The organism is Corynebacterium riegelii, assembly GCF_016728505.1.
In the GTDB taxonomy this organism is placed as follows: domain Bacteria; phylum Actinomycetota; class Actinomycetes; order Mycobacteriales; family Mycobacteriaceae; genus Corynebacterium; species Corynebacterium riegelii.
Window position 1 is genome coordinate 1,432,964 of record NZ_CP068159.1, and the last position, 17,973, is coordinate 1,450,936.

Sequence of the window (17,973 nt, forward strand, 5' to 3'; positions counted from 1 at the left end):
GATTATCGCTCCTCGCGGAATTCGACGTGCTTACGCACAACCGGGTCGTACTTCTTCAGCGTGATGCGATCCGGGTTGTTGCGCTTGTTCTTGCGGGTTACGTAGGTAAACCCGGTGCCCGCCGTGGACTTGAGCTTGATGATTGGGCGGAGGTCATTGCGTGCCATTAGATCTTCTCACCTCGTGCGCGGATAGCTGCGACGACGGACTCGATCCCGTCACGGTCAATAACTTTCAGACCCTTCGTAGAAACGGTAAGGGTGATGGTGCGGCCCTCGGACGGAAGGTAGAACTTCCGCTTCTGCACGTTGGGGTTCCAACGGCGCGAGTGGCGGCGGTGCGAGTGCGAGACGGTCTTGCCGAACGACGGCTGACGTCCCGTGACCTGGCAATGTGCCGACATGGGTAACTTCCTTTACTTCTGCCGCCCACGCAAATGATTGCCAGTGAGGAAAGCACCTTATCAATCGGAGTGAGGGTCCGCGACAGGTGCAAATGCAATCGGTTGACGCAGGCGTAAACGTGTACTTCGACAACAGCGAAAAACAACCATACAGGTTTACGCCGCGATCGCCTAATCGCTTTTAGCGGTTAGCGCCCGGGGTGCCCTGCTGGGTGGCCAGAAGATCGCGGATCTCGCTGAGCAGTTCGGTCTCGGTCGGGGCCGGCTCCTCCGGGTCAACACCCTTGCGACACTTCTGAACCTCATCCAGCTTGTTCATCGGTGCAACGATGAGGAAGTAGACAACTGCAGCGATGAGCAGGAAGTTGATGGCGGCGGTGATGAAGGCGCCGAAGTCAACGAAGGTAGCGTCGTTGCCGCTGATGATGTGGAAGCCGAAGCCGGAGAAGTCCGCGCCGCCCAGGGAGGCGATCAGCGGGTTGATGATGTTGTCAGAAAACGCAGTCACAATTGCGGTGAACGCAGCGCCAATGACCACACCGACGGCCAACTCAATAACGTTGCCGCGCATGATGAACTCTTTGAAACCCTTAAGCATGGGTAATCCTTTCAAGAAAGGGGATGGATTAAATGTGCCTCTTTTGAGCACAAAGCAATGGGAATGTATACCACCTATTTCTAGGGGGCGAAAGTGGTGGTTGCGTGTGGCGTCGATAAGCAAAAGCTCCTGATTAGGAAACGGGGCGCCCGGGCTGTAAGATACTGCAGGTTGCTCGGCTATCGCCGGGCGAAGTTGACCAATTTCGCACCCAACTCAGGCACGATCGCCGAAAAAAATGGCGAACCGACCTGAAGTTCAATCCTGAGGGAGACGAATCCACATGAGGAAAGATATTCACCCGGATTACCACCCGGTGATCTTCCAGGACGCAAGCACGGGGCACAAGTTCCTGACGCGTTCGACTGTTACCTCCGACCGCACTGAGGCCTGGGAAGACGGCAACGAGTACCCGCTCGTGGTTGTTGACGTGACCTCTGAGTCCCACCCGTTCTGGACCGGCGCTCAGCGTCTCATGGACACCGCTGGCCGCGTTGAGAAGTTCAACCAGCGCTTCGGTGGCATGGCTCGCCGTAAGAAGAAGTCCGCAGAGTAAGGCGAAGGAGGAGAAACAATGGCAACCCCGAAGTTCCGCATGTCGCGTGCGAACACCCGCATGCGCCGCTCGCAGTGGAAGGCTGACAACGCCGACCTGCAGACCGTGAAGGTTAACGGCCAGGAGGTGCGTATCCCGCGCCGTCTGGTGAAGGCTGCTCAGGCAGGCCTGATCGACGTCGAGCAGTTCTAATACTGCCCAGGCTACAAAGCCGGATCCCCGCAACTTGGGGCTCCGGCTTTTGGTTTTATTACCCCCATCTGTGTTCTAAGTTAACTAATCAACGAAAGGTTGTCCATATTGGGCTAATATTCTGCTCATGAAAATTTTGGTTGTGGACGACGAGCAGGCCGTCCGCGAATCCCTGAAGCGTTCTCTGCGGTTTAACGGTTATGACGTGGAGCAGGCTGAAGACGGTGAGAAGGCCCTTGAGGCCATTGCAATGCATCGCCCAGACTTGGTCATCTTGGATGTGATGATGCCTAAGCTTGACGGTCTTGGCGTTTGCCGCATCCTGCGTGAGCAGGGTGATCACACGCCGGTGCTGATGCTTACCGCGCGAGATGACGTTGCGGATCGCGTCGGCGGTCTTGACGCGGGTGCAGACGATTACCTGCCGAAGCCGTTTGCACTTGAAGAGTTGATGGCACGTATTCGTTCGCTGCTCCGCCGTACCCGGGAGAAACCAACCTCTGAGGACAGCATTGAGCAGGCGACGATGCAGTTCGATGACCTGACGTTGAACACAGAAACGCGTGAAGTGTTCCGTGGCCAGCGTCCGATCACGCTGACGCGCACTGAGTTTGCGTTGTTGCTGCTGCTGATGAAGAACGCGCGCCGTGTGCTCAGCCGTCAGCAGATCCTGGAAGAGGTGTGGGGCTATGACTTCCCAACCTCTGGCAACGCACTCGAGGTCTACATCGGCTACCTGCGTAAGAAGACTGAGGCTGATGGTGAGTCCCGCCTGATCCACACCGTGCGTGGCGTGGGCTATGTGATGCGGGAGAATCCCGCGTGATTCTTCGGCAGTCAGCCGAGCACTACTCCAGACACCTCGCGGCTGATGTTGAAGCCGACGCAACGATTCACACGCACACCCTGTCCGGACGTGGTCTAGCGCTGCGTCAACAGCTGGCGCTTCTTACCAGTTCTTTGGTGGTGCTTGCTGTTTTAGTTGCGGGCGGTGTGGCGTTTTGGGCTGCCCGCTCAGCGCAGCTGGACATTTTGGATAGTGAACTGAGCGCTCGTGCGTACCTGCTGCTCGAGGACACGAAGCGTTTGGATACGGACGATCCCAATGAGCTGCGAGACTTGGTTTGGGATTTTAAGCAGCACAACCCCTTTATTCGTGCTGCGGTGTCGCCTACAGGCTCAGAGGCGTTTTTTGGTGATCCGGTGCCCGTCGGTGGCGAGTATGTCACGCTTTCGAGCGGTGACTATTTATCGACCCGGTTGTTGGGTGATGAGCGCGTAATTATTCGCCAGAGCCCAGATGGGCCGGGGGTTGCGCTGGCCCAGGTGGCGGATCCGTATGGCCGCAGCGCGGGAAGCTTCGGTGCCGCGTTGCTGATGATCACGGGATTAGGTGGGCTGTTGACGTGGGCTGTTGGAAGCCTTGTAGTTGCGGCTGGCTTGCGTCCCCTGCAGCGCCTGAAGAAGGCGGTGGATGAAGTTACCCGCACCGAAGAGCTGCGCCTTTTGCCGGTGGATGGCAACGATGAGATGGCGCAGGTCAGTGATTCTTTCAACAAGATGATGGAAACGCTGCAGGATTCGCGCACCCGTCAAGCACAGCTGGTCGCTGATGCAGGTCATGAGCTGAAAACACCGCTGACGTCCATGCGCACCAACATTGAGTTGTTGATGATGCTGTACTCCATGGGGCAGGAGAATCAGATTTCTCCGGAGGATCGCGCTGATCTTGAACGAGACGTGCTGGCACAGATGGAAGAGATGTCTGCCCTGATTACGGACTTGGTGGATCTTGCTCGTGAGGACGCTCCGGGGGCTGTGACGGAAGAGTTCCGTTTGGATGAGGTGCTGTATGAAGCGCTTGAGCGTGCCCGGCGCCGTCGGACGGATGTGAGCTTCAAATTCCGTGCGGAGCCGTGGCTGATGAATGGTGACCGCGCCGCCATGAGTCGTGCGATTATCAACATCTTTGATAACGCGGTGAAGTGGTCGCCGGAAAACGGTGTTGTGCGCATCTCCCTGCGTACCGCTACAACCAAGGCGGTCATGATCGTGGACGATTCCGGCCCCGGCATCCCAGAGTCCGAGCGCGAGAAAGTCTTTGAGCGTTTCTACCGGGCAACCGAAACACGCTCCACACCTGGTTCCGGCCTGGGGTTGGCCATTACTAAACAAGCACTCCAGCGCCATCAGTGCGAAGTGTTTGTGGAAAGCTCGGATGATCAAGGCGCTCGTTTCCGCGTTGTGTTCCCGGGTTCAGTACCGCAGCGTGACGACGCTGAGTGATCACCCCACGTGACGACGCTGCGTGGTACCCAGCAAACCTCCAGAAAACTCTATGCTGGATTTTTCTGGTGAATGAGCGACATCACAGAGGAAGCGGGCATCATCATGGGAATGACAAATCAATACTCACCGGACTTTCCTCCGCAGCCGCAGGGTATTCCCTCACAGCAATATTGGCAGCAGCCACAGCAGCCACAGCAGCCCCCGCAGCCACAGCACTCGCAGCAGAGTGTTCAGCGCCGTGCTGGTGTGTGGCCCGCGGTAGCGGCGGCGGTTGTGACGTCTTTGGTGGTAGGCGGTACGACGGGATACGTAGCGGGGAGTGTGAACTCCTCGAACCAGTCGGAGTTGCGCCAGGCGTTGGAGCAGCCGGCGCAGCAAGAGGTCAAGGACGCCCCCGATGGTTCGGTGGAGAAGGTCGCTGCGGCGGTCCTGCCTGCGGTGGTGTCCATTGAGGTGGAGAGTATGCGTGGCATGGCCGAGGGCTCAGGATCCATCATCAGTTCCGACGGGTACGTGCTGACCAACCATCACGTGATTGAGGCTGCTGCTAACTCCGGTGGTCGTCTGACGGTGACGTTAAATGACGGCTCGCGCCACAACGCCACCTTCGTTGCATCCGATGTCAACACCGATGTCGGCGTGATCAAGATCGAAGGCGTGACGGACCTGCCCACCTTGGAGTTTGGTAACTCCGATAGCCTCCGGGTGGGGCAGCAGGTTGTGGCGATTGGTTCCCCGCTGGGCCTATCCGCAACGGTGACTACAGGTATTGTCTCCGCACTGAATCGTCCGGTTCGTGCTGGTCAGGGTGGGGGACAGAGTTCCCTTATGGACGGCATCCAGACGGACGCCGCAATCAACCCCGGCAACTCAGGTGGCCCGCTTGTAGATATGGAAGGCCGCCTGGTGGGCATGAATTCCGTCATCGCTTCGCTTTCGGCCGGCGGTACAGGATCAGAAAGCGGCGGCTCGATCGGTCTTGGCTTTGCCATCCCCTCAAACTTTGCGCAGCGTGTGGCACGCCAGCTGATTGACACCGGTGAGGCGAAACAGCCGATGCTTGGGGTGCAGGTCAGCGTGTATGAAAGCGGCACGCATGGCGCGCGCATTGCCAGGGTGGAGCCGGACAGCCCCGCTGAGCAGGCAGGATTGAAAGAGGGCGAAGTGATCACCCGACTCAACGATCGGTTGATTGATTCGGCTGATGCGCTGATCGCTGCGACCCGTTCCCACGATTTTGGTGAAACCGTCACACTTGAAGTGCGTGGGGAAAATGATGACGTGAGAACGGTAGAAGCAACGCTGAGTTCCGAGTAATGTTTGACGGGTATCTAACCCGCTTAACATAGCCGCACATTGGAGGAAAACCCATGTCAGCTGCCCCAGACGCGCTCGATTTTATGGAGCCGGACGAGGATTTCCTCCGTGCCGCAGAGTTAGCAACTACGGCACCGACAACCCCGTGCGCTCTTGTAGTGCTTGTGGGGGACCGCCGCTTTGAAGGCCCGAACGATGATACGCATGCGCTGGTGACAGAGCTGCTGACTGAGATCGGCTTTCAGGTAGATGCGGTGGTGCACGCCAAGTCCAAGAAGTCTGAAATTCGCAAGGCTATTGAAACCGGCGTTGTCGGCGGCGTAGATCTGGTGCTGACCATCGGTGGTACGGGTGTTGGCGCGCGTGACAAGACACCGGAGGCCACCCGTGCCGTGATTGACAAGATGGTGCCGGGCGTGGCCCAAGCACTGCGTTCCTCGGGCCAGGCCTGTGGCGCGGTTGATGCCTGCACCTCGCGCGGCATCTGCGGCGTGTCTGGCTCCACCGTGGTTGTGAACTTGGCGCCGAGCCGCCAGGCAATCCGCGACGGGCTGGCCACCATTGGCCCGTTGGTTAACCACTTGATTGCAGAGCTTGATGAGCACAGCGTCGATGCATAACCAGGACGAAAAGCAGACCCCGAACCCGCGCCAGCGTCGCCGTGTGAAGCGTCTGGCGGACGTGGACTATGACCGTACGGCTGACTCACCATCCAGCGGGGGCACGTCTGATGAGGAGCGTGTGGTTGATCTGGAGGGCGACGGTGTTGAGCAGCTCACCGGCCGTGAGTTTTACGAAAATGAGCGCCCACCGCACCACGGCGAGTAGCAGCTAGCGTTAAGCCCCTAGCGTTTCAGCACCACCGTCAGCGGTTGCGCCAGCGACGCCGCAGCTACGGCCGCCGCTTGAGACTGGCGCAGCAACACGAGCACCGTGCCGTTGTCGCCCACGGTGACTATCTTGCCGCCGCTTGCAATGACCGCGGGGCCTTCCGCCACCACGTCCACGCGCGCGCCGTGGGTGAGCATCGGCATGATGTCGGGCTCTGCCAGCGCCAACGGCACCATGGTGAAGGGCTCTCCGGGCGGTTCGCCTTCCACCAGCTGCGTAACCAAGTCAGGCCCGACCAAGCGCATGGCGGTGATCACCTCGCCTGCGGCGGCACCGGCGGCCACGATCTGGCCCACGGCCAGCGCAGGGTCGGTGAGCGCGCCCTCCGGCACCACCTCCGGCGGAAGTCTTTTCAACACCACGTCTTCTTCTGTCAGCACCGCCCCGGCGGCCACGGGCTGGCGGAAGGTGGTGGTGAGAGGGTCGTTGGCGTGGGCGTCGATAAGCAAACTGGCCCCCGCAACCACCAAAAGCCCCACGGCTAGCAGCCGGCGCAGCATCATGGCGCGGCGATAGCCCGGGTGGGCAACCGCGCGAAATCGTGTCATAGCGTCCATACATATTGGACGCGCAAACAGTGCCCCTGGTTCCCTAACGCACGAAAAAACCGCTCGGAGTAATCACGGCGTCCACGGCAACATCGTGGCTGTCATGTGGCACATGCTGCACAAACTCATCATCAAACACCACTGCCGCCACGGGTACATCAAGGCCAGTAAGTGCGCGGTCGTAGTAGCCCGCACCTTTGCCAAGGCGCATGTACTGCTGATCCACCGCCAACGCTGGCGCGATGATGAGCCCGCAGGAGCGCAGCACATTCGAGTTGAAACGCGCACCAGTTGGTTCCGTGATGCCAAGCGCGCCCGCACCAATCGAACCGTCGTACTTTGCCCAAGCAAGCACACCATTAGCAAGCGAAATGGGCAGCCAGACGGTTGCAGCGTCGGCGGCGAGCTGGGCTGCGAAATCGCCCGGGCCCGGCTCGGAGGGCAACGGGTTGTACGCGGCGATCGAGCGGCCGAGCGCCCCGAAGTGGGCCATGCACGCTCGCGTGTGCGCAACAATCGTCTGGTCCAGCTCGGCCTTTGCGGGGGCATTTGTTTGCATGCGCTTGCGCGCCCCCACATGTTCCTGCCTCATCTGTTGCTTTGCGCTGCTCGGGTCGCTCACGGGGACTGTCCTTTATTCGCTGTAAGGTTGTGACTTATGCAGAAGTCTAATGAGCAAGGCTCCGAACGCGCGCTTCACGGCGTGCGCACCGTAGTTGTTCCGGCGGCGGGTATGGGTACTCGGTTTTTGCCTGCGACGAAGACGGTGCCGAAGGAGCTGTTGCCGGTGGTGGATACGCCAGGCATTGAGCTGATCGCTGAGGAAGCCGCTGCGTGTGGGGCGAAGCGTTTGGCGATTGTGGTTGCTCCGCAAAAACAAGAGATCATGGCGCACTTCGGGGAGTTCGCTACGCTGCGCGACCGTCTGGTAAGCCGTGGCAAGCATGAACAGGCGGAGAAGGTTGGCCGCGCGTTCGGGTTGATTGATGCGGTTGCTGTGACTCAGGATGAGCCGCTTGGGTTGGGTCATGCGGTGGGGTGTGCTGAGGCTGCGTTGGATGAAGAAGAAGACGTAGTTGCTGTGATGTTGCCGGATGATTTGGTGTTGCCCTCTGGGGTTATGGACAAGATGGTTGCGGTGCGTGAGCGCTTCGGGGGAAGTGTGTTGTGTGCCTTTAACGTCACGCCTGATGAGGTGTTTAATTACGGCGTGTTTGATGTGGAAGACGCTGATGGGGAAGTAGACGGGGTGGTGGTGAAGAAGGTGCGCGGCATGGTGGAAAAGCCGTCGAAGGAGGAAGCACCTTCAACGCTTGTGGCTACGGGGCGGTATTTGTTGGATCGTGCTGTGTTTGATGCCTTGCGTCGGATTACTCCGGGCAAAGGTGGGGAGTTGCAGTTGACGGATGCGATTGAGTTGATGATTACGGAGGGGCATCCGGTGCATGTTGTGGTGCATGAGGGCAAGCGCCATGATTTGGGGAATCCGGGTGGCTACATTCCGGCGAATGTTGATTTTGGGCTGAGGGATCCGAAGTATGGGCCGGCGTTGTATACGGCGATTAAGCAGATCATCGCTGAATACGAAGCAGAGCACCCTGAGGTCTAAGCCATGCAGTCCATGCGCAGCGTTGAAGAACAGCTGGAGATAGTGCTTGATGCGGCGGTAGCTCCAGAGCCGATTCGCCTGGGGTTAAGCGAAGCGCTGGGCATGATGTGCGCGGAGGAAATCACTGCAACGCACCCGCTGCCGGGCTTTAACCAGGCGGCGGTGGATGGGTATGCGGTGCGAAGCGTTGACGTTGGCGGCGCGGGCGCGATCTCGGCGTCACGGGTTGTTGCAAAGGACGACGAAGAAGTAGAAGTAGCCCCGCGCGAGCCGGTGCGTGCACTGCCCGTGGTGGGTGAGGTGCATGCAGGTTCCCAGAAGCCGTTGCGTCTGCAGCCGAAGCAGGCGGTGCGTGTGGCTACGGGTGCGCCGCTTCCCACGCTTGCAGACGCGGTGCTGCCGCTTGCCTGGTCTGATCGCGGTACAAAGCGCGTGACTGCGAATAGGCCTGTGGCCAGTGGTGATTTCGTGCGTCGTACGGGTTCTGACATCCAGCCGGGCGATATCGCTGTGCGCCAGGGCGCAGTCTTAGGCCCTGCGCAGCTGGGGCTGTTGGCTGCGGCGGGTCGGCAGAAAGTGCTGGTCTACCCGCGTCCGCGCGTGACTGTGATGAGCTACGGTCTGGAGCTTGTGGATGTGGACCGTGAGCCGGGCTTGGGCCAGGTCTATGACGTTGCCTCCTACGTTGTTGCCGCCGCTGCCGAGGAGGCCGGCGCTGACGTGACTCGCGTGGGCATCATTAACGCTGAGCCGCGCCGTCTGCGCGAGACGATCGCGGGCCATGTGGCGCGCAGCGAGCTTGTGGTGATCACCGGCGCCATCGGTGGTTCGGGCGCGGATGCGGTGCTGGGCATTCTGCGCGATCTTGGTGAGATCGATACCACCCGCGTTGCCATGCACCCGGGTTCGGTCCAGGGCTTCGGGCTGTTGGGGGAGGAGCGCATCCCCGCGTTCCTGCTGCCTTCCAACCCGGTCTCAGCGCTGATTGTTGCAGAGGTCATGCTGCGTCCAGCGATTCGTCGCTCCTTGGGCAAGAAGGCGACGCAGCGTCGCGCGGTGCGTGCGCGTACCTTGCGCCCGATTGAGTCCTTTGGCGGTCGCCGTGGCTATATCCGCGCACGGTTGATGCGCGATCCCGAAACCGGGGATTATTTGGTTGAGCCGCTCGCCGGCGCTGGCGGGGGTGCAGCCCATCTGCTTGCCGGGTTTGCGGAGGCCAACGCCATGATTCTCATCCCGGAGGGCATCACACGCGTGCGCCCAGGTGAGATCGTTGACGTGGAGTTTTTGCAGCAGCGCTCCTAATGTTTGATTTTCTCCGTGCCCCCACCCCGGGTTGGCCCGAGCGTACCCCGGGGCTTTTGCTTGCCGACGCCACGCCAATCCACCTCCGCCCCCTCACCCGCCACGACGGGGACGATTGGATGCAAACCCGCCTCCTTGATCAAGCGTGGCTGCAGCCAGTGGAACCGACCACGCACGGCTCGTGGGAAGAAGCCCACTCCTATGTTGCGTGGCGAAATTCCTGGCTAAACCTGAAACGCCTTGCCGGCGAGGGATCGGTTGTGCCCTTTGTGATTGACATTGACGGCCAGTTTGCTGGCCAAGTCACCCTTGGCAATATCCAGCACGGGGCGGTGTCGGAATGCTGGATTGGCTACTGGGTGCATTCGCCGTACATGGGCAGAGGCGTTGCCACTGCCGCCTGCGCTCTTGGGGTAGACCACGCGTTTGGCCGTATTGGGTTGAATCGTGTGACGGCCACATTTTTGCCGTCGAACCCCGTGTCCGGGCGTGTGCTGCACGCCTGCGGGTTCCGCGAGGAAGGCTACCTGCACCGCAACCTGCATATCGATGGCAAGTGGCGCGACCACCATTTCGTCGCCCTGAATGTTGACGACTATCCCACCACGGCAACAGGCCGTCTTGTAGAGCGAGGCAAGGTTTCCCGTCCGTAGTTGGGGTCGGCCGTGTTCGCGCTTGCCCCGGTTCAACACTCCGGTTTCGACAGATATGCAGGGGAAGATATGCAGGTTCCCTGGTCAGAGCGTTTTTTCAATAAGGTAGCCGTTAATGAAAATGAACCGTGACCTGCAGACCTGCATATCTTCCCCTGCATATCTGTGTTTGGAGGCCGTTTGATGGGCTGCGGAGGCAACGTCTTCTGGCCGTAGTTGGGGGTGGAATAAAAAATCGTGGCAAGACCAACCGGCGTGCCGGACGGGGGCCGGACTTAAGCGTCGATAGCGTTAGAGCAGATTTCAAACTGTGACGAAAGGTGACACGTCCTGATGGGCAGCCTGAGCCTGATCATTCTGTTGATCATTGTTGTGTGGGTGATTGTGCTCGCGCCGATGCTGTTTGGCAATAACAAGCCGATCCGCCGCTCTGGCGAAGGCTTCGATGAGACGCGCGTACTCCACGAAGGCGGCACCGTGGCACCGAGTGTGCGCCGCCGTCCGAAGCTCACTGCTGCAGACGTACACCGCCACGCCGACGATGAGGCTGAAGACTATGAGGTCGTCGAGGCTGTCGATTCCGACGACACTGTAGAACCGGTAGAGACTGTAGAACCGGTGGAGACTGTAGAACCGGTGGAGACTGTTGAGACTGCGGAGGTTGTTGAAGCTGCCGAGGCAGAACCGGTAGTCATCGATCACGTCGAAGACGCTGAAGACGCTGAAATAGCCGAAGAGACTCAAGACGCAGAGGCTGACGAACAGGCAGTGGACGCTGGCACGTACCTGGCGCCGGAGGACTTCGGCTACGGATCAGAGGCTGAAGCAGAGGATGAATCAGAAGTTGAGGCGGAAGCAGCAGAAGCAGCAGAAGCAGAAGATCCGACCGAAGAAGAAGTAACTGAAGAAGCAACTGAGGATGACCTTGCGTTTGCTGAGGCGCGTCGTGGTCGTGGTGGTTACGACCCGCGCCGGGACGCACGCACCCGCGCGGACCGTTACCAGCGCCGTCAGCGCACGTTCCTCGGCCTGATTGTTGCCTCGGTGATTTCCCTGACTGCAGCCGTGGTGGCAGGTGGCTGGGCGTGGTTACTGCCGGCAATCACCATCGGCCTGACCCTTTGGTTCATGGTGGCGCTTCGCCGCGTGGTGAAGCAGGAGCGCGCGTTGCGTGCTCGCCGCATGCGTCAGCTGCGCCGCGCCCGCCTCGGCGTGGACGTGGCACAACGCCCTGGATCGCGTGAGGGGGAGCGCATGCGCGCCGGTGCCGTCATCCTCAACATTGATGATGAAAGCCCAGATTTCGAGCACCTGCCGCGCTACCGCCGCACAGCACCGGACTACGACTTTGAGTATGACGACTACGGGCGTGCAAGCTAACAACCGACGCGCAAGCTAAAGAATTTCGACAAAACTCCCCGTCACCACGCGATTTAGCATCACAGGTGACGGGGAGTAACGTCTGTAAGCAGTCAAGGGGCATTAGCTCAGTTGGTAGAGCGTTGCGTTCGCAATGCAAAGGTCAGGGGTTCGATTCCCCTATGCTCCACAAAAATCTAAAGGTGACGCTACACCCACACGCCGGACGCCCCGCGGCGCCATGTGCCCACCAGGTTGGTGTCCACGATGCCTACGGACTCCATCAAGGCGTACATAGTCACCGGCCCCACGAACGTGAATCCCCGCGCTTTGAGATCCTTCGCCAGCTGGACAGACTCTGGCGAGGTCGTAGGCACCTCATCCATAGACTTCGGTTCTGGGGTAGTGGCGGGTTGGTAGGACCAGATGAACTCCGCCAGGTCCGTGCCTTCCGCGCGTAGTGCCAGGGTTGCGTGGGCATTGGTGACGCAGGCTTGGAGTTTGCGGCGGTTGCGGATCAACGTGGCGTCGGCAAGCAAAGGCTCTATGTCGAGTGAGGCGACGGTCTCCGGGACGAAGCCGCAAAATGCCTTGCGCAGCGCCTCACGCTTGGAAAGAATCAGCCGCCAGGATAGGCCAACCTGGAAGGCTTCCAAGCAGAGGCGTTCAAACATGCCCTGCTCATCGCGCACGGGCATGCCCCATTCGGTGTCGTAATACTCGCGCAGCAACGGATCGCTTGCCGCCCACGGTGGGCGGGTTAAACCGTCGGTACCAATAACTGGGTGCAATTTTTGTTGGGTCATAACTATTAGACTGCGTTCGTGGCTTGACGGTTCCATGAGTAGTGTTATTGCCATGAACCGGCCAGCCGTGCGCGACTTCGCACTCCTTCTCCTGCGCGTTGCGCTTGGCGTTGTGTTTATCGCCCGAGGCTACCAACGCTGGTTTGGTACAGGCATGGACGCGGCTGCGAAAGAACTCGCGCGTGCCGGTGTGCCGCAGCCGAAACTTTCCGCCTATATTGCGGGCACGGTCGAACTGATCGGCGGCACCTTCCTCATTATTGGGCTGTTGACCACCATCGTGGCTGGGGGCATGGCCATTATGGTTCTGATTGCCGCCTACTTCGTGCACCTGCCACAAGGGTTTTTCGCACAAGATGGGGGAGTGGAATACCCGATGGTGCTGGCCGCGGCACTGTTTATGATCGTGGTGTTTGGAACCGGACGAGCGAGCTTGGATGGGGTGCTTACCCGCGATGATTAGCCACCAGGAAATCCAGTCTGCACTCTCTGCACGCCTGGACGGGGAAGACGCTGCGCTGGAAAGCGAAGTGATTGACGCCCACCTTGCGCAGTGCCCGCAGTGTCAGCAGTTTTGGGACGAGGCGCTGCGCCTTCGCAGCCAGATGAAGCTGACGGACGTTGACCGCACAGCAGCCCCGCCGAACTTGAATGACGTTATTTTGGCAGGCGTCAATGACCCGTGGCGCAAGCTGGAGCAGCGCCGTATGGTCACACTCGCTATTGGCCGCATCGCGCTTGTGGTGATGGCCTTGGTGTGGCTTGCCTGGGCTGTGCAGGCGGTTGTGGCTGCGACGACGGACCCGATGGTGACATCCTTTGCCGCCGTGCGCCTCGGCGTGGCAACAGCACTCGGCCTGTGTGCCTGGCGCCCCTCCCAAGTCCCAGGCGTGCTGTTGGTGGTGGGCACCATGTTCACCTTCACCGTGGGCTTTGCCGTGCGTGATGCCATTTTGGGCACCGGCGAATTTGGCTTTGGCGGCATTCTGATCCCGTTTGTCAGTGCCATTGCGCTGGTGTGGACGTGGGTGGCGGACCGCGGCATCGAAGTGCGCCGCGCCTGGTCCTACCTCAGCGCTAATCCGTACTAGACAGAACTAGCCGAAAACCTACTTCCAGCTGGGCAGCCACATGATGGACTGGTAGTAGCCCTCCGGCACCATGAAGCCGTAGAACAGCGGGGACCAGTACACAAACGCTGCCGCCACAAGAGCCATGTAACCCACTACGGCTAGCTGGCCGGTACGCATCGGCTGGCCCGCAAGCTTGAGCACCCACGGCTTAGACACCATCTCCCCGCGCTGGGAAATATTGCCCAACACCAAGGCGATGAGTACCGCGGTAAACGGCACTAGTGCGGTGGCGTAGAAGAAGTACATCTGGCGATCAAACGCAGCCAGCCACGGCAGAAAGCCGGCCATCCAGGCGATCACCGGAACCATCACGCGCAGATCTCGGCGCGTGACCCACACCCACATCGCCCACAGCAGCACGGGCACGGTTAGCCACCAGATCACCGGTGTGCCGAAGAGGTAGATCATCTCGCGGCAGGTGCCGCCATTACCGCACTCAATGTCGGTGGTGGAGTAGTAGAGGATGGGGCGTGCGCCAACCAGCCACGCCCACGGCTTGGAGTCCCAGGGGTGCGAATGGCCCGAGGAGGAGGTGAGTGAGCCGTGGAAGTTGAGCACGGAGAAGTGGTAGTAGAGCCAACCCGCCACGGAATCGGGCAGATTTTCCAGCCAGGCCCATTCGCTGTTTGCAATGGTGCCGTCCGCCAAGGAGTGGCGGTAGACGGAGGTTTCAGAGGCGAACCATGCGCGCCACGCCCAGATGTAGAGCAGCGCGGGCAGCAGCACGATGGACGCTAACGCAGGAAGCACGTCCTTGAGCAGCGCACCCGCCAGCGGTTTTTCCACGCCGTAGCGCTTGCGCAGCCACAGATCCCAGAAGGAGCCCAAAAGGCCGAAAAACGCGATGTAGTACAGCCCGGACCATTTCACAGACAACGCCAAACCCAGCAGTACGCCGGTGGCAAAGCGCCACCAGCGGTACCCAACCCGGGGCCCAAGGGGACCTGCGGCGGCAACCTCACCGGAAACCCACGCGTCGTGCCAACGCTGATGAATCTGGCGCATGTCTCCCGCCAGCGTCCAGGATGCGGCCACGATGAACAGGACTTGGAAAATGTCCAACATGCCGAATTTGGCGGAGACGAGCAACACACCGTCGAAAAGCGCAATAGCTCCAGCGAGCGTGCCAATGGCGGTGGATTGGCTCACCCGGCGCGCAAGCAAAAAGGTCAGCACAACCACGCCCGCGCCGAACAGTGCGGTGAGCAAACGCCAACCCAGCGGCGTGTAGCCAAACAGGGTTTCGCCCATGGCCAGCAGCTGCTTGCCCAGCGGCGGGTGCACGACAAGGCCGTAGCCGGGGTTGGATTCGATGCCGCCGAGTACGGGGTTGAAGGAGCTGCGGACCATATCCCAGCCCTGTGGAACATAGTGCTTCTCATCAAACACAGGCGTGCCGGAGCCGGTAGGCACGGTCAGGCCCAAAAAGCGCGTAAACAGCGCAAGCACGCCGATCACGCTGACAGCGATAGTGTCGCGGCGCGTCCACGGCACGGTCACCGGCGCGCCGGGCGCGGGACGGTTGCGGCGATACGGGCGTACGGGCGAAGCGATAGTCACGGGAAGGATATTAGCTGCTGAGCACACACCCACCGAAGTAGAGTGAGGGGCTATGGCTGCCCACACCCACTCAGAAGACGCCTCCACTCACGCTTTGCCACCGCACGGTGTTGTGCTTGCCGCAACCCCGCTGGGCAATATTGGGGATGCCTCCGATCGCCTGCGCGAGGCGCTCGCCCAGGCCGATGTGATTGCGGCTGAGGACACGCGCCGGGCGAGGAACCTAGCTGCTGCGCTTGAGGTGGTGCCGCGCGGGCGTTTTGTGTCCAACTTTGACCACAATGAGGACGCCCGCCGGCAGGAGCTGCTTACCGCGGCGCGTACCGGCACCGTGCTGGTGGTGACAGATGCTGGCATGCCTATTGTGTCTGACCCCGGCCTCGCACTGGTTGCTGCTGCGCACGATGCGGGCGTGCCGGTGACCTGCATCCCCGGGCCCTCGGCGGTTACCACCGCACTTGCGCTGTCAGGCCTGAATGTTGGGCATTTTATTTTCGACGGCTTCGCGCCCCGCAAATCCGGTGCCCGCGAAACCTGGCTGCAGTCGTTGGTTGGGGAGCGGCGTGCGGTGTGCTTCTTCGAGTCCCCACATCGCATCGCGGCAACGCTTGAAGACTGCGCGCGTGTTTTGGGCACGGAGCGTCGCGCCGCGGTGTGCCGTGAGCTGACGAAGACCTATGAAGAAGTCAAGCGCGCGTCGCTGGGGGAGCTTGCGCAGTGGGCCTCACAGGGCGTTCGCGGGGAAATCACAGTGGTGATTGAGGGAGGCGCCGCCGCCGCGCCTGAGCCGGAGGATCTGGTCGGTGAGGTCCTTCGCCGCGTCGATGCCGGCGAGCGCATGAAAGATGCAGCTAGAGACGTTGCCAAGGCACATGGGATCAAGGGCAGTTTGCTTTACGACGCCACGCTCAACTCCCGAACCTGAGAAATCTCATGTACTGTCGTGGGGTTCAATGATTATCCCAATTGTGTAGAAGGAGCACGCATGTCGCAGCCTGACGCCAATCCGACAGAGACGTCAGCTACAGGTGAACTAGCAAGCATGATCATCGCGGATCAGCGCGGTGAACTTCCTGAAGCGAAAACCCCCGAGGACCATGTGGAGATGAAGTCGGAGAAAACCGGCGCGCCTGTTTCCTGGTCCATTGTGATTCCCGTGGCGGTGATTGTTGCCGCGGTAGTCGGCTGGGCGCTGACGGCAAGTGATGCGTTCACGGAATTTGCGAACAATGCGTTTGCGTGGGTGTTGGACAACTTCGGTTGGGCCTTCATCTTCTTCGGCACCGCGTTTGTGGTGTTTGTGTTTGTGATCGCGTTTTCCAAATTTGGTTCGATTCGTTTGGGTGCCAGTGATGAGCAGCCGGAGTTCCGTACCTCTTCTTGGATTGCGATGATGTTTGCCGCCGGTATGGGTATCGGTCTGATGTTCTTCGGCGCATCCGAGCCGTTGTCCATGTATATCAACGGTGTGCCGGGGCATGAGCCCAAGGAAGTTGGCACGGCTATGTCGCAGACGATGTTCCACTGGACGTTGCACCCGTGGGCGCTGTACGCCGTGGTCGGTTTGGCTATTGCGTACTCCACGTTCCGCTTGGGTCGCAAGCAACTGTTGTCTTCAGCCTTTGTGCCGTTGATTGGTCAGGACCGTGCAAACGGCTGGCTGGGCAAACTCATTGACGGCTTTGCCATCTTTGCCACCATCTTTGGTACCGCCTGCTCTTTGGGCCTCGGTGCGGTGCAGATCTCTTCCGGTTTGGAAGCATCCGGCTTCGTGGACAGCCCGTCGAGCAAGCTGATCGTGGGCATTGTTGCCGTACTCACGCTGGCGTTTCTGCTTTCCGCCATGTCTGGCGTGGGCAAGGGCATTCAGTGGCTGTCTAACTTCAACATGGTTGTTGCAGCACTCCTGGCTATTTTCGTGTTCGTCTTCGGCCCGACCGTGACAATTTTGAACCTGGTTCCTACCTCTATCGGTATGTACCTGCAGCAGTTCTTCGAGATGGCCGCACGTACCGCCGAGAGTGCTGATGGCAACGCCGGCGAGTTCCTCTCTGGCTGGACGATTTTCTACTGGGCATGGTGGGCATCCTGGGCGCCGTTCGTCGGTACTTTCTTGGCACGCATTTCCCGTGGCCGCACCATCCGTGAGTTCTGCCTTGGGGTGCTTTTAGTCCCGTCCGGCCTTTCCACCCTGTGGTTCTGCATCTTCGGCGGCACCGCCATCAAGTTTGAGCAGCTGGGTAACTCCATTGCTGGCGATAGCAATGAGGAGCAGCTGTTCAACCTGCTGCACACCCTGCCGGGCGGCTTCTTCATGGGTATTTTCGCCGTGGTTCTTCTGGGCACGTTCTTCATCACCTCCGCTGACTCGGCGTCGACCGTGATGGCGTCCCTGTCCCAGGATGGCCAGACCACGCCGAAGCCACTGCTGTCTGCACTATGGGGCATTGCAACCGCAGCTGTTGGTTTGACCATGCTGACCCGTGGTGGTGCGGATACGCTCAACGCGCTGCAGAGCGTGACCATTGTTGCAGCCTCTCCATTCTTGATCATCCTGGTTGCTCTGATGTTTGCCATTGTTAAGGACGTGTCCAATGACACGATTTACCTGGCGAAGAAGGAGCAGGAGCGCTTTAACCGCAAGCTGGCTATTGAGCGCCGCGCGCTGTTGGACCAGCAGGAGTTTGAGGCAAAGCGTAAGCAAGTCAAACAAATGCTTACCCCGCGCAACCGCAAGTAGCGCGTTCATTATGC

22 protein-coding genes and 1 tRNA gene are annotated in these 17,973 nt (G+C 60.0%); 16 read left to right on the top strand and 7 right to left on the bottom strand.

All coding sequences use genetic code 11. From position 1 onward, the window contains the following. Positions 1 to 2 precede the first annotated feature (2 nt). The 3 genes from rpmG to mscL all read right to left on the bottom strand — a co-directional run bounded on the left by rpmG (position 3) and on the right by mscL (position 1,001). Entirely contained in the window at positions 3 to 167 is a 165-nt protein-coding gene (rpmG, locus tag I6I71_RS06655; RefSeq protein WP_052205040.1) for a 50S ribosomal protein L33, read from the bottom strand. Continuing rightward, a complete protein-coding gene (rpmB, locus tag I6I71_RS06660) occupies positions 167 to 403 on the bottom strand; it encodes a 50S ribosomal protein L28 (protein WP_052205039.1) in 237 nt (78 codons plus the stop codon). The genes rpmG and rpmB overlap by 1 nt, the downstream gene beginning before the upstream one ends. Before the next feature lie 181 nt (positions 404 to 584). Continuing rightward, complete coding sequence (gene mscL, locus I6I71_RS06665; RefSeq protein ID WP_052205038.1) at positions 585 to 1,001, bottom strand: large-conductance mechanosensitive channel protein MscL; 417 nt, start codon at positions 999 to 1,001, stop codon at positions 585 to 587. A gap of 283 nt (positions 1,002 to 1,284) precedes the next feature. On the opposite strand from mscL, the gene I6I71_RS06670 reads away from it, so the two are divergent. The 7 genes from I6I71_RS06670 (at position 1,285) to I6I71_RS06700 (ending at position 6,183) form a co-directional block, all read left to right on the top strand. Beyond that, positions 1,285 to 1,557 carry a type B 50S ribosomal protein L31 gene (locus I6I71_RS06670; RefSeq protein WP_052205037.1) on the top strand — a complete coding sequence of 91 codons (273 nt, stop codon included), beginning with the start codon at positions 1,285 to 1,287 and terminating at the stop codon, positions 1,555 to 1,557. 18 nt (positions 1,558 to 1,575) lie between these two features. Next, positions 1,576 to 1,749, top strand: a complete 174-nt coding sequence (rpmF, locus tag I6I71_RS06675; protein WP_052205036.1) for a 50S ribosomal protein L32 — start codon at positions 1,576 to 1,578, stop codon at positions 1,747 to 1,749. Positions 1,750 to 1,876: 127 nt separating this feature from the next. After that, a complete protein-coding gene (locus I6I71_RS06680) occupies positions 1,877 to 2,575 on the top strand; it encodes a response regulator transcription factor (RefSeq protein ID WP_052205035.1) in 699 nt (232 codons plus the stop codon). After that, the gene (locus tag I6I71_RS06685) at positions 2,572 to 4,035 is read left to right on the top strand and encodes a sensor histidine kinase (RefSeq protein WP_052205034.1); all 1,464 of its coding nucleotides are present in this window, start codon (positions 2,572 to 2,574) and stop codon (positions 4,033 to 4,035) included. Before I6I71_RS06680 ends, I6I71_RS06685 begins: the two co-directional genes overlap by 4 nt. Positions 4,036 to 4,140: 105 nt before the next feature. Continuing rightward, positions 4,141 to 5,355, top strand: a complete 1,215-nt coding sequence (locus tag I6I71_RS06690) for a S1C family serine protease (RefSeq protein WP_414017453.1) — start codon at positions 4,141 to 4,143, stop codon at positions 5,353 to 5,355. A gap of 53 nt (positions 5,356 to 5,408) precedes the next feature. After that, positions 5,409 to 5,975 carry a MogA/MoaB family molybdenum cofactor biosynthesis protein gene (locus I6I71_RS06695; RefSeq protein WP_052205033.1) on the top strand — a complete coding sequence of 189 codons (567 nt, stop codon included), beginning with the start codon at positions 5,409 to 5,411 and terminating at the stop codon, positions 5,973 to 5,975. Then, on the top strand, positions 5,968 to 6,183 hold the full coding sequence (locus I6I71_RS06700) for a hypothetical protein (protein WP_070495596.1): 216 nt from the start codon (positions 5,968 to 5,970) through the stop codon (positions 6,181 to 6,183). The genes I6I71_RS06695 and I6I71_RS06700 overlap by 8 nt, the downstream gene beginning before the upstream one ends. Positions 6,184 to 6,200: 17 nt before the next feature. On the opposite strand, the gene I6I71_RS06705 is transcribed toward I6I71_RS06700, so the two are convergent. Together I6I71_RS06705 and I6I71_RS06710 are read right to left on the bottom strand one after the other, a co-directional pair. Next, positions 6,201 to 6,794: an SAF domain-containing protein gene (locus I6I71_RS06705; RefSeq protein WP_236587266.1), complete on the bottom strand. Its 594-nt coding sequence runs from the start codon at positions 6,792 to 6,794 to the stop codon at positions 6,201 to 6,203. Positions 6,795 to 6,837: 43 nt separating this feature from the next. Beyond that, a complete protein-coding gene (locus tag I6I71_RS06710; RefSeq protein WP_236587267.1) occupies positions 6,838 to 7,416 on the bottom strand; it encodes a 5-formyltetrahydrofolate cyclo-ligase in 579 nt (192 codons plus the stop codon). 36 nt (positions 7,417 to 7,452) lie between these two features. Between I6I71_RS06710 and I6I71_RS06715 the strand changes: the two genes are divergently transcribed. The 5 genes from I6I71_RS06715 to I6I71_RS06735 all read left to right on the top strand — a co-directional run bounded on the left by I6I71_RS06715 (position 7,453) and on the right by I6I71_RS06735 (position 11,910). Beyond that, positions 7,453 to 8,403, top strand: coding sequence for a UTP--glucose-1-phosphate uridylyltransferase (locus I6I71_RS06715; RefSeq protein WP_201819655.1), 951 nt, complete (start codon positions 7,453 to 7,455; stop codon positions 8,401 to 8,403). A 12-nt stretch (positions 8,404 to 8,415) separates the two neighbouring features. Further along, entirely contained in the window at positions 8,416 to 9,708 is a 1,293-nt protein-coding gene (gene glp / locus I6I71_RS06720; RefSeq protein WP_201823518.1) for a molybdotransferase-like divisome protein Glp, read from the top strand. Further along, positions 9,708 to 10,361 carry a GNAT family N-acetyltransferase gene (locus tag I6I71_RS06725; protein WP_201819658.1) on the top strand — a complete coding sequence of 218 codons (654 nt, stop codon included), beginning with the start codon at positions 9,708 to 9,710 and terminating at the stop codon, positions 10,359 to 10,361. Before glp ends, I6I71_RS06725 begins: the two co-directional genes overlap by 1 nt. 333 nt (positions 10,362 to 10,694) lie before the next feature. Continuing rightward, positions 10,695 to 11,741, top strand: coding sequence for a divisome protein SepX/GlpR (sepX, locus tag I6I71_RS06730; RefSeq protein WP_201819661.1), 1,047 nt, complete (start codon positions 10,695 to 10,697; stop codon positions 11,739 to 11,741). A gap of 96 nt (positions 11,742 to 11,837) precedes the next feature. Further along, positions 11,838 to 11,910, top strand: a tRNA-Ala gene (locus I6I71_RS06735). A gap of 19 nt (positions 11,911 to 11,929) precedes the next feature. Here the strand turns inward: I6I71_RS06735 and I6I71_RS06740 are convergent. Then, complete coding sequence (locus tag I6I71_RS06740; RefSeq protein WP_070495581.1) at positions 11,930 to 12,526, bottom strand: DNA-3-methyladenine glycosylase I; 597 nt, start codon at positions 12,524 to 12,526, stop codon at positions 11,930 to 11,932. Positions 12,527 to 12,578: 52 nt separating this feature from the next. Between I6I71_RS06740 and I6I71_RS06745 the strand changes: the two genes are divergently transcribed. Further along, positions 12,579 to 12,989 carry a DoxX family protein gene (locus I6I71_RS06745; RefSeq protein WP_052205026.1) on the top strand — a complete coding sequence of 137 codons (411 nt, stop codon included), beginning with the start codon at positions 12,579 to 12,581 and terminating at the stop codon, positions 12,987 to 12,989. Then, the gene (locus I6I71_RS06750; protein ID WP_201819664.1) at positions 12,982 to 13,617 is read left to right on the top strand and encodes a zf-HC2 domain-containing protein; all 636 of its coding nucleotides are present in this window, start codon (positions 12,982 to 12,984) and stop codon (positions 13,615 to 13,617) included. The genes I6I71_RS06745 and I6I71_RS06750 overlap by 8 nt, the downstream gene beginning before the upstream one ends. 18 nt (positions 13,618 to 13,635) lie before the next feature. Here I6I71_RS06750 and I6I71_RS06755 read toward each other — a convergent pair whose 3' ends face one another. Next, positions 13,636 to 15,219 (bottom strand): dolichyl-phosphate-mannose--protein mannosyltransferase, encoded by a 1,584-nt coding sequence (locus I6I71_RS06755; RefSeq protein ID WP_180950540.1) that lies wholly within the window; start codon positions 15,217 to 15,219, stop codon positions 13,636 to 13,638. Between the two features lie 52 nt (positions 15,220 to 15,271). On the opposite strand from I6I71_RS06755, the gene rsmI reads away from it, so the two are divergent. Together rsmI and I6I71_RS06765 are read left to right on the top strand one after the other, a co-directional pair. Next, entirely contained in the window at positions 15,272 to 16,144 is an 873-nt protein-coding gene (rsmI, locus tag I6I71_RS06760) for a 16S rRNA (cytidine(1402)-2'-O)-methyltransferase (RefSeq protein WP_201819667.1), read from the top strand. Positions 16,145 to 16,204: 60 nt separating this feature from the next. Next, complete coding sequence (locus I6I71_RS06765) at positions 16,205 to 17,959, top strand: BCCT family transporter (protein WP_201819670.1); 1,755 nt, start codon at positions 16,205 to 16,207, stop codon at positions 17,957 to 17,959. The last annotated feature ends 14 nt before the right edge of the window (positions 17,960 to 17,973 follow it).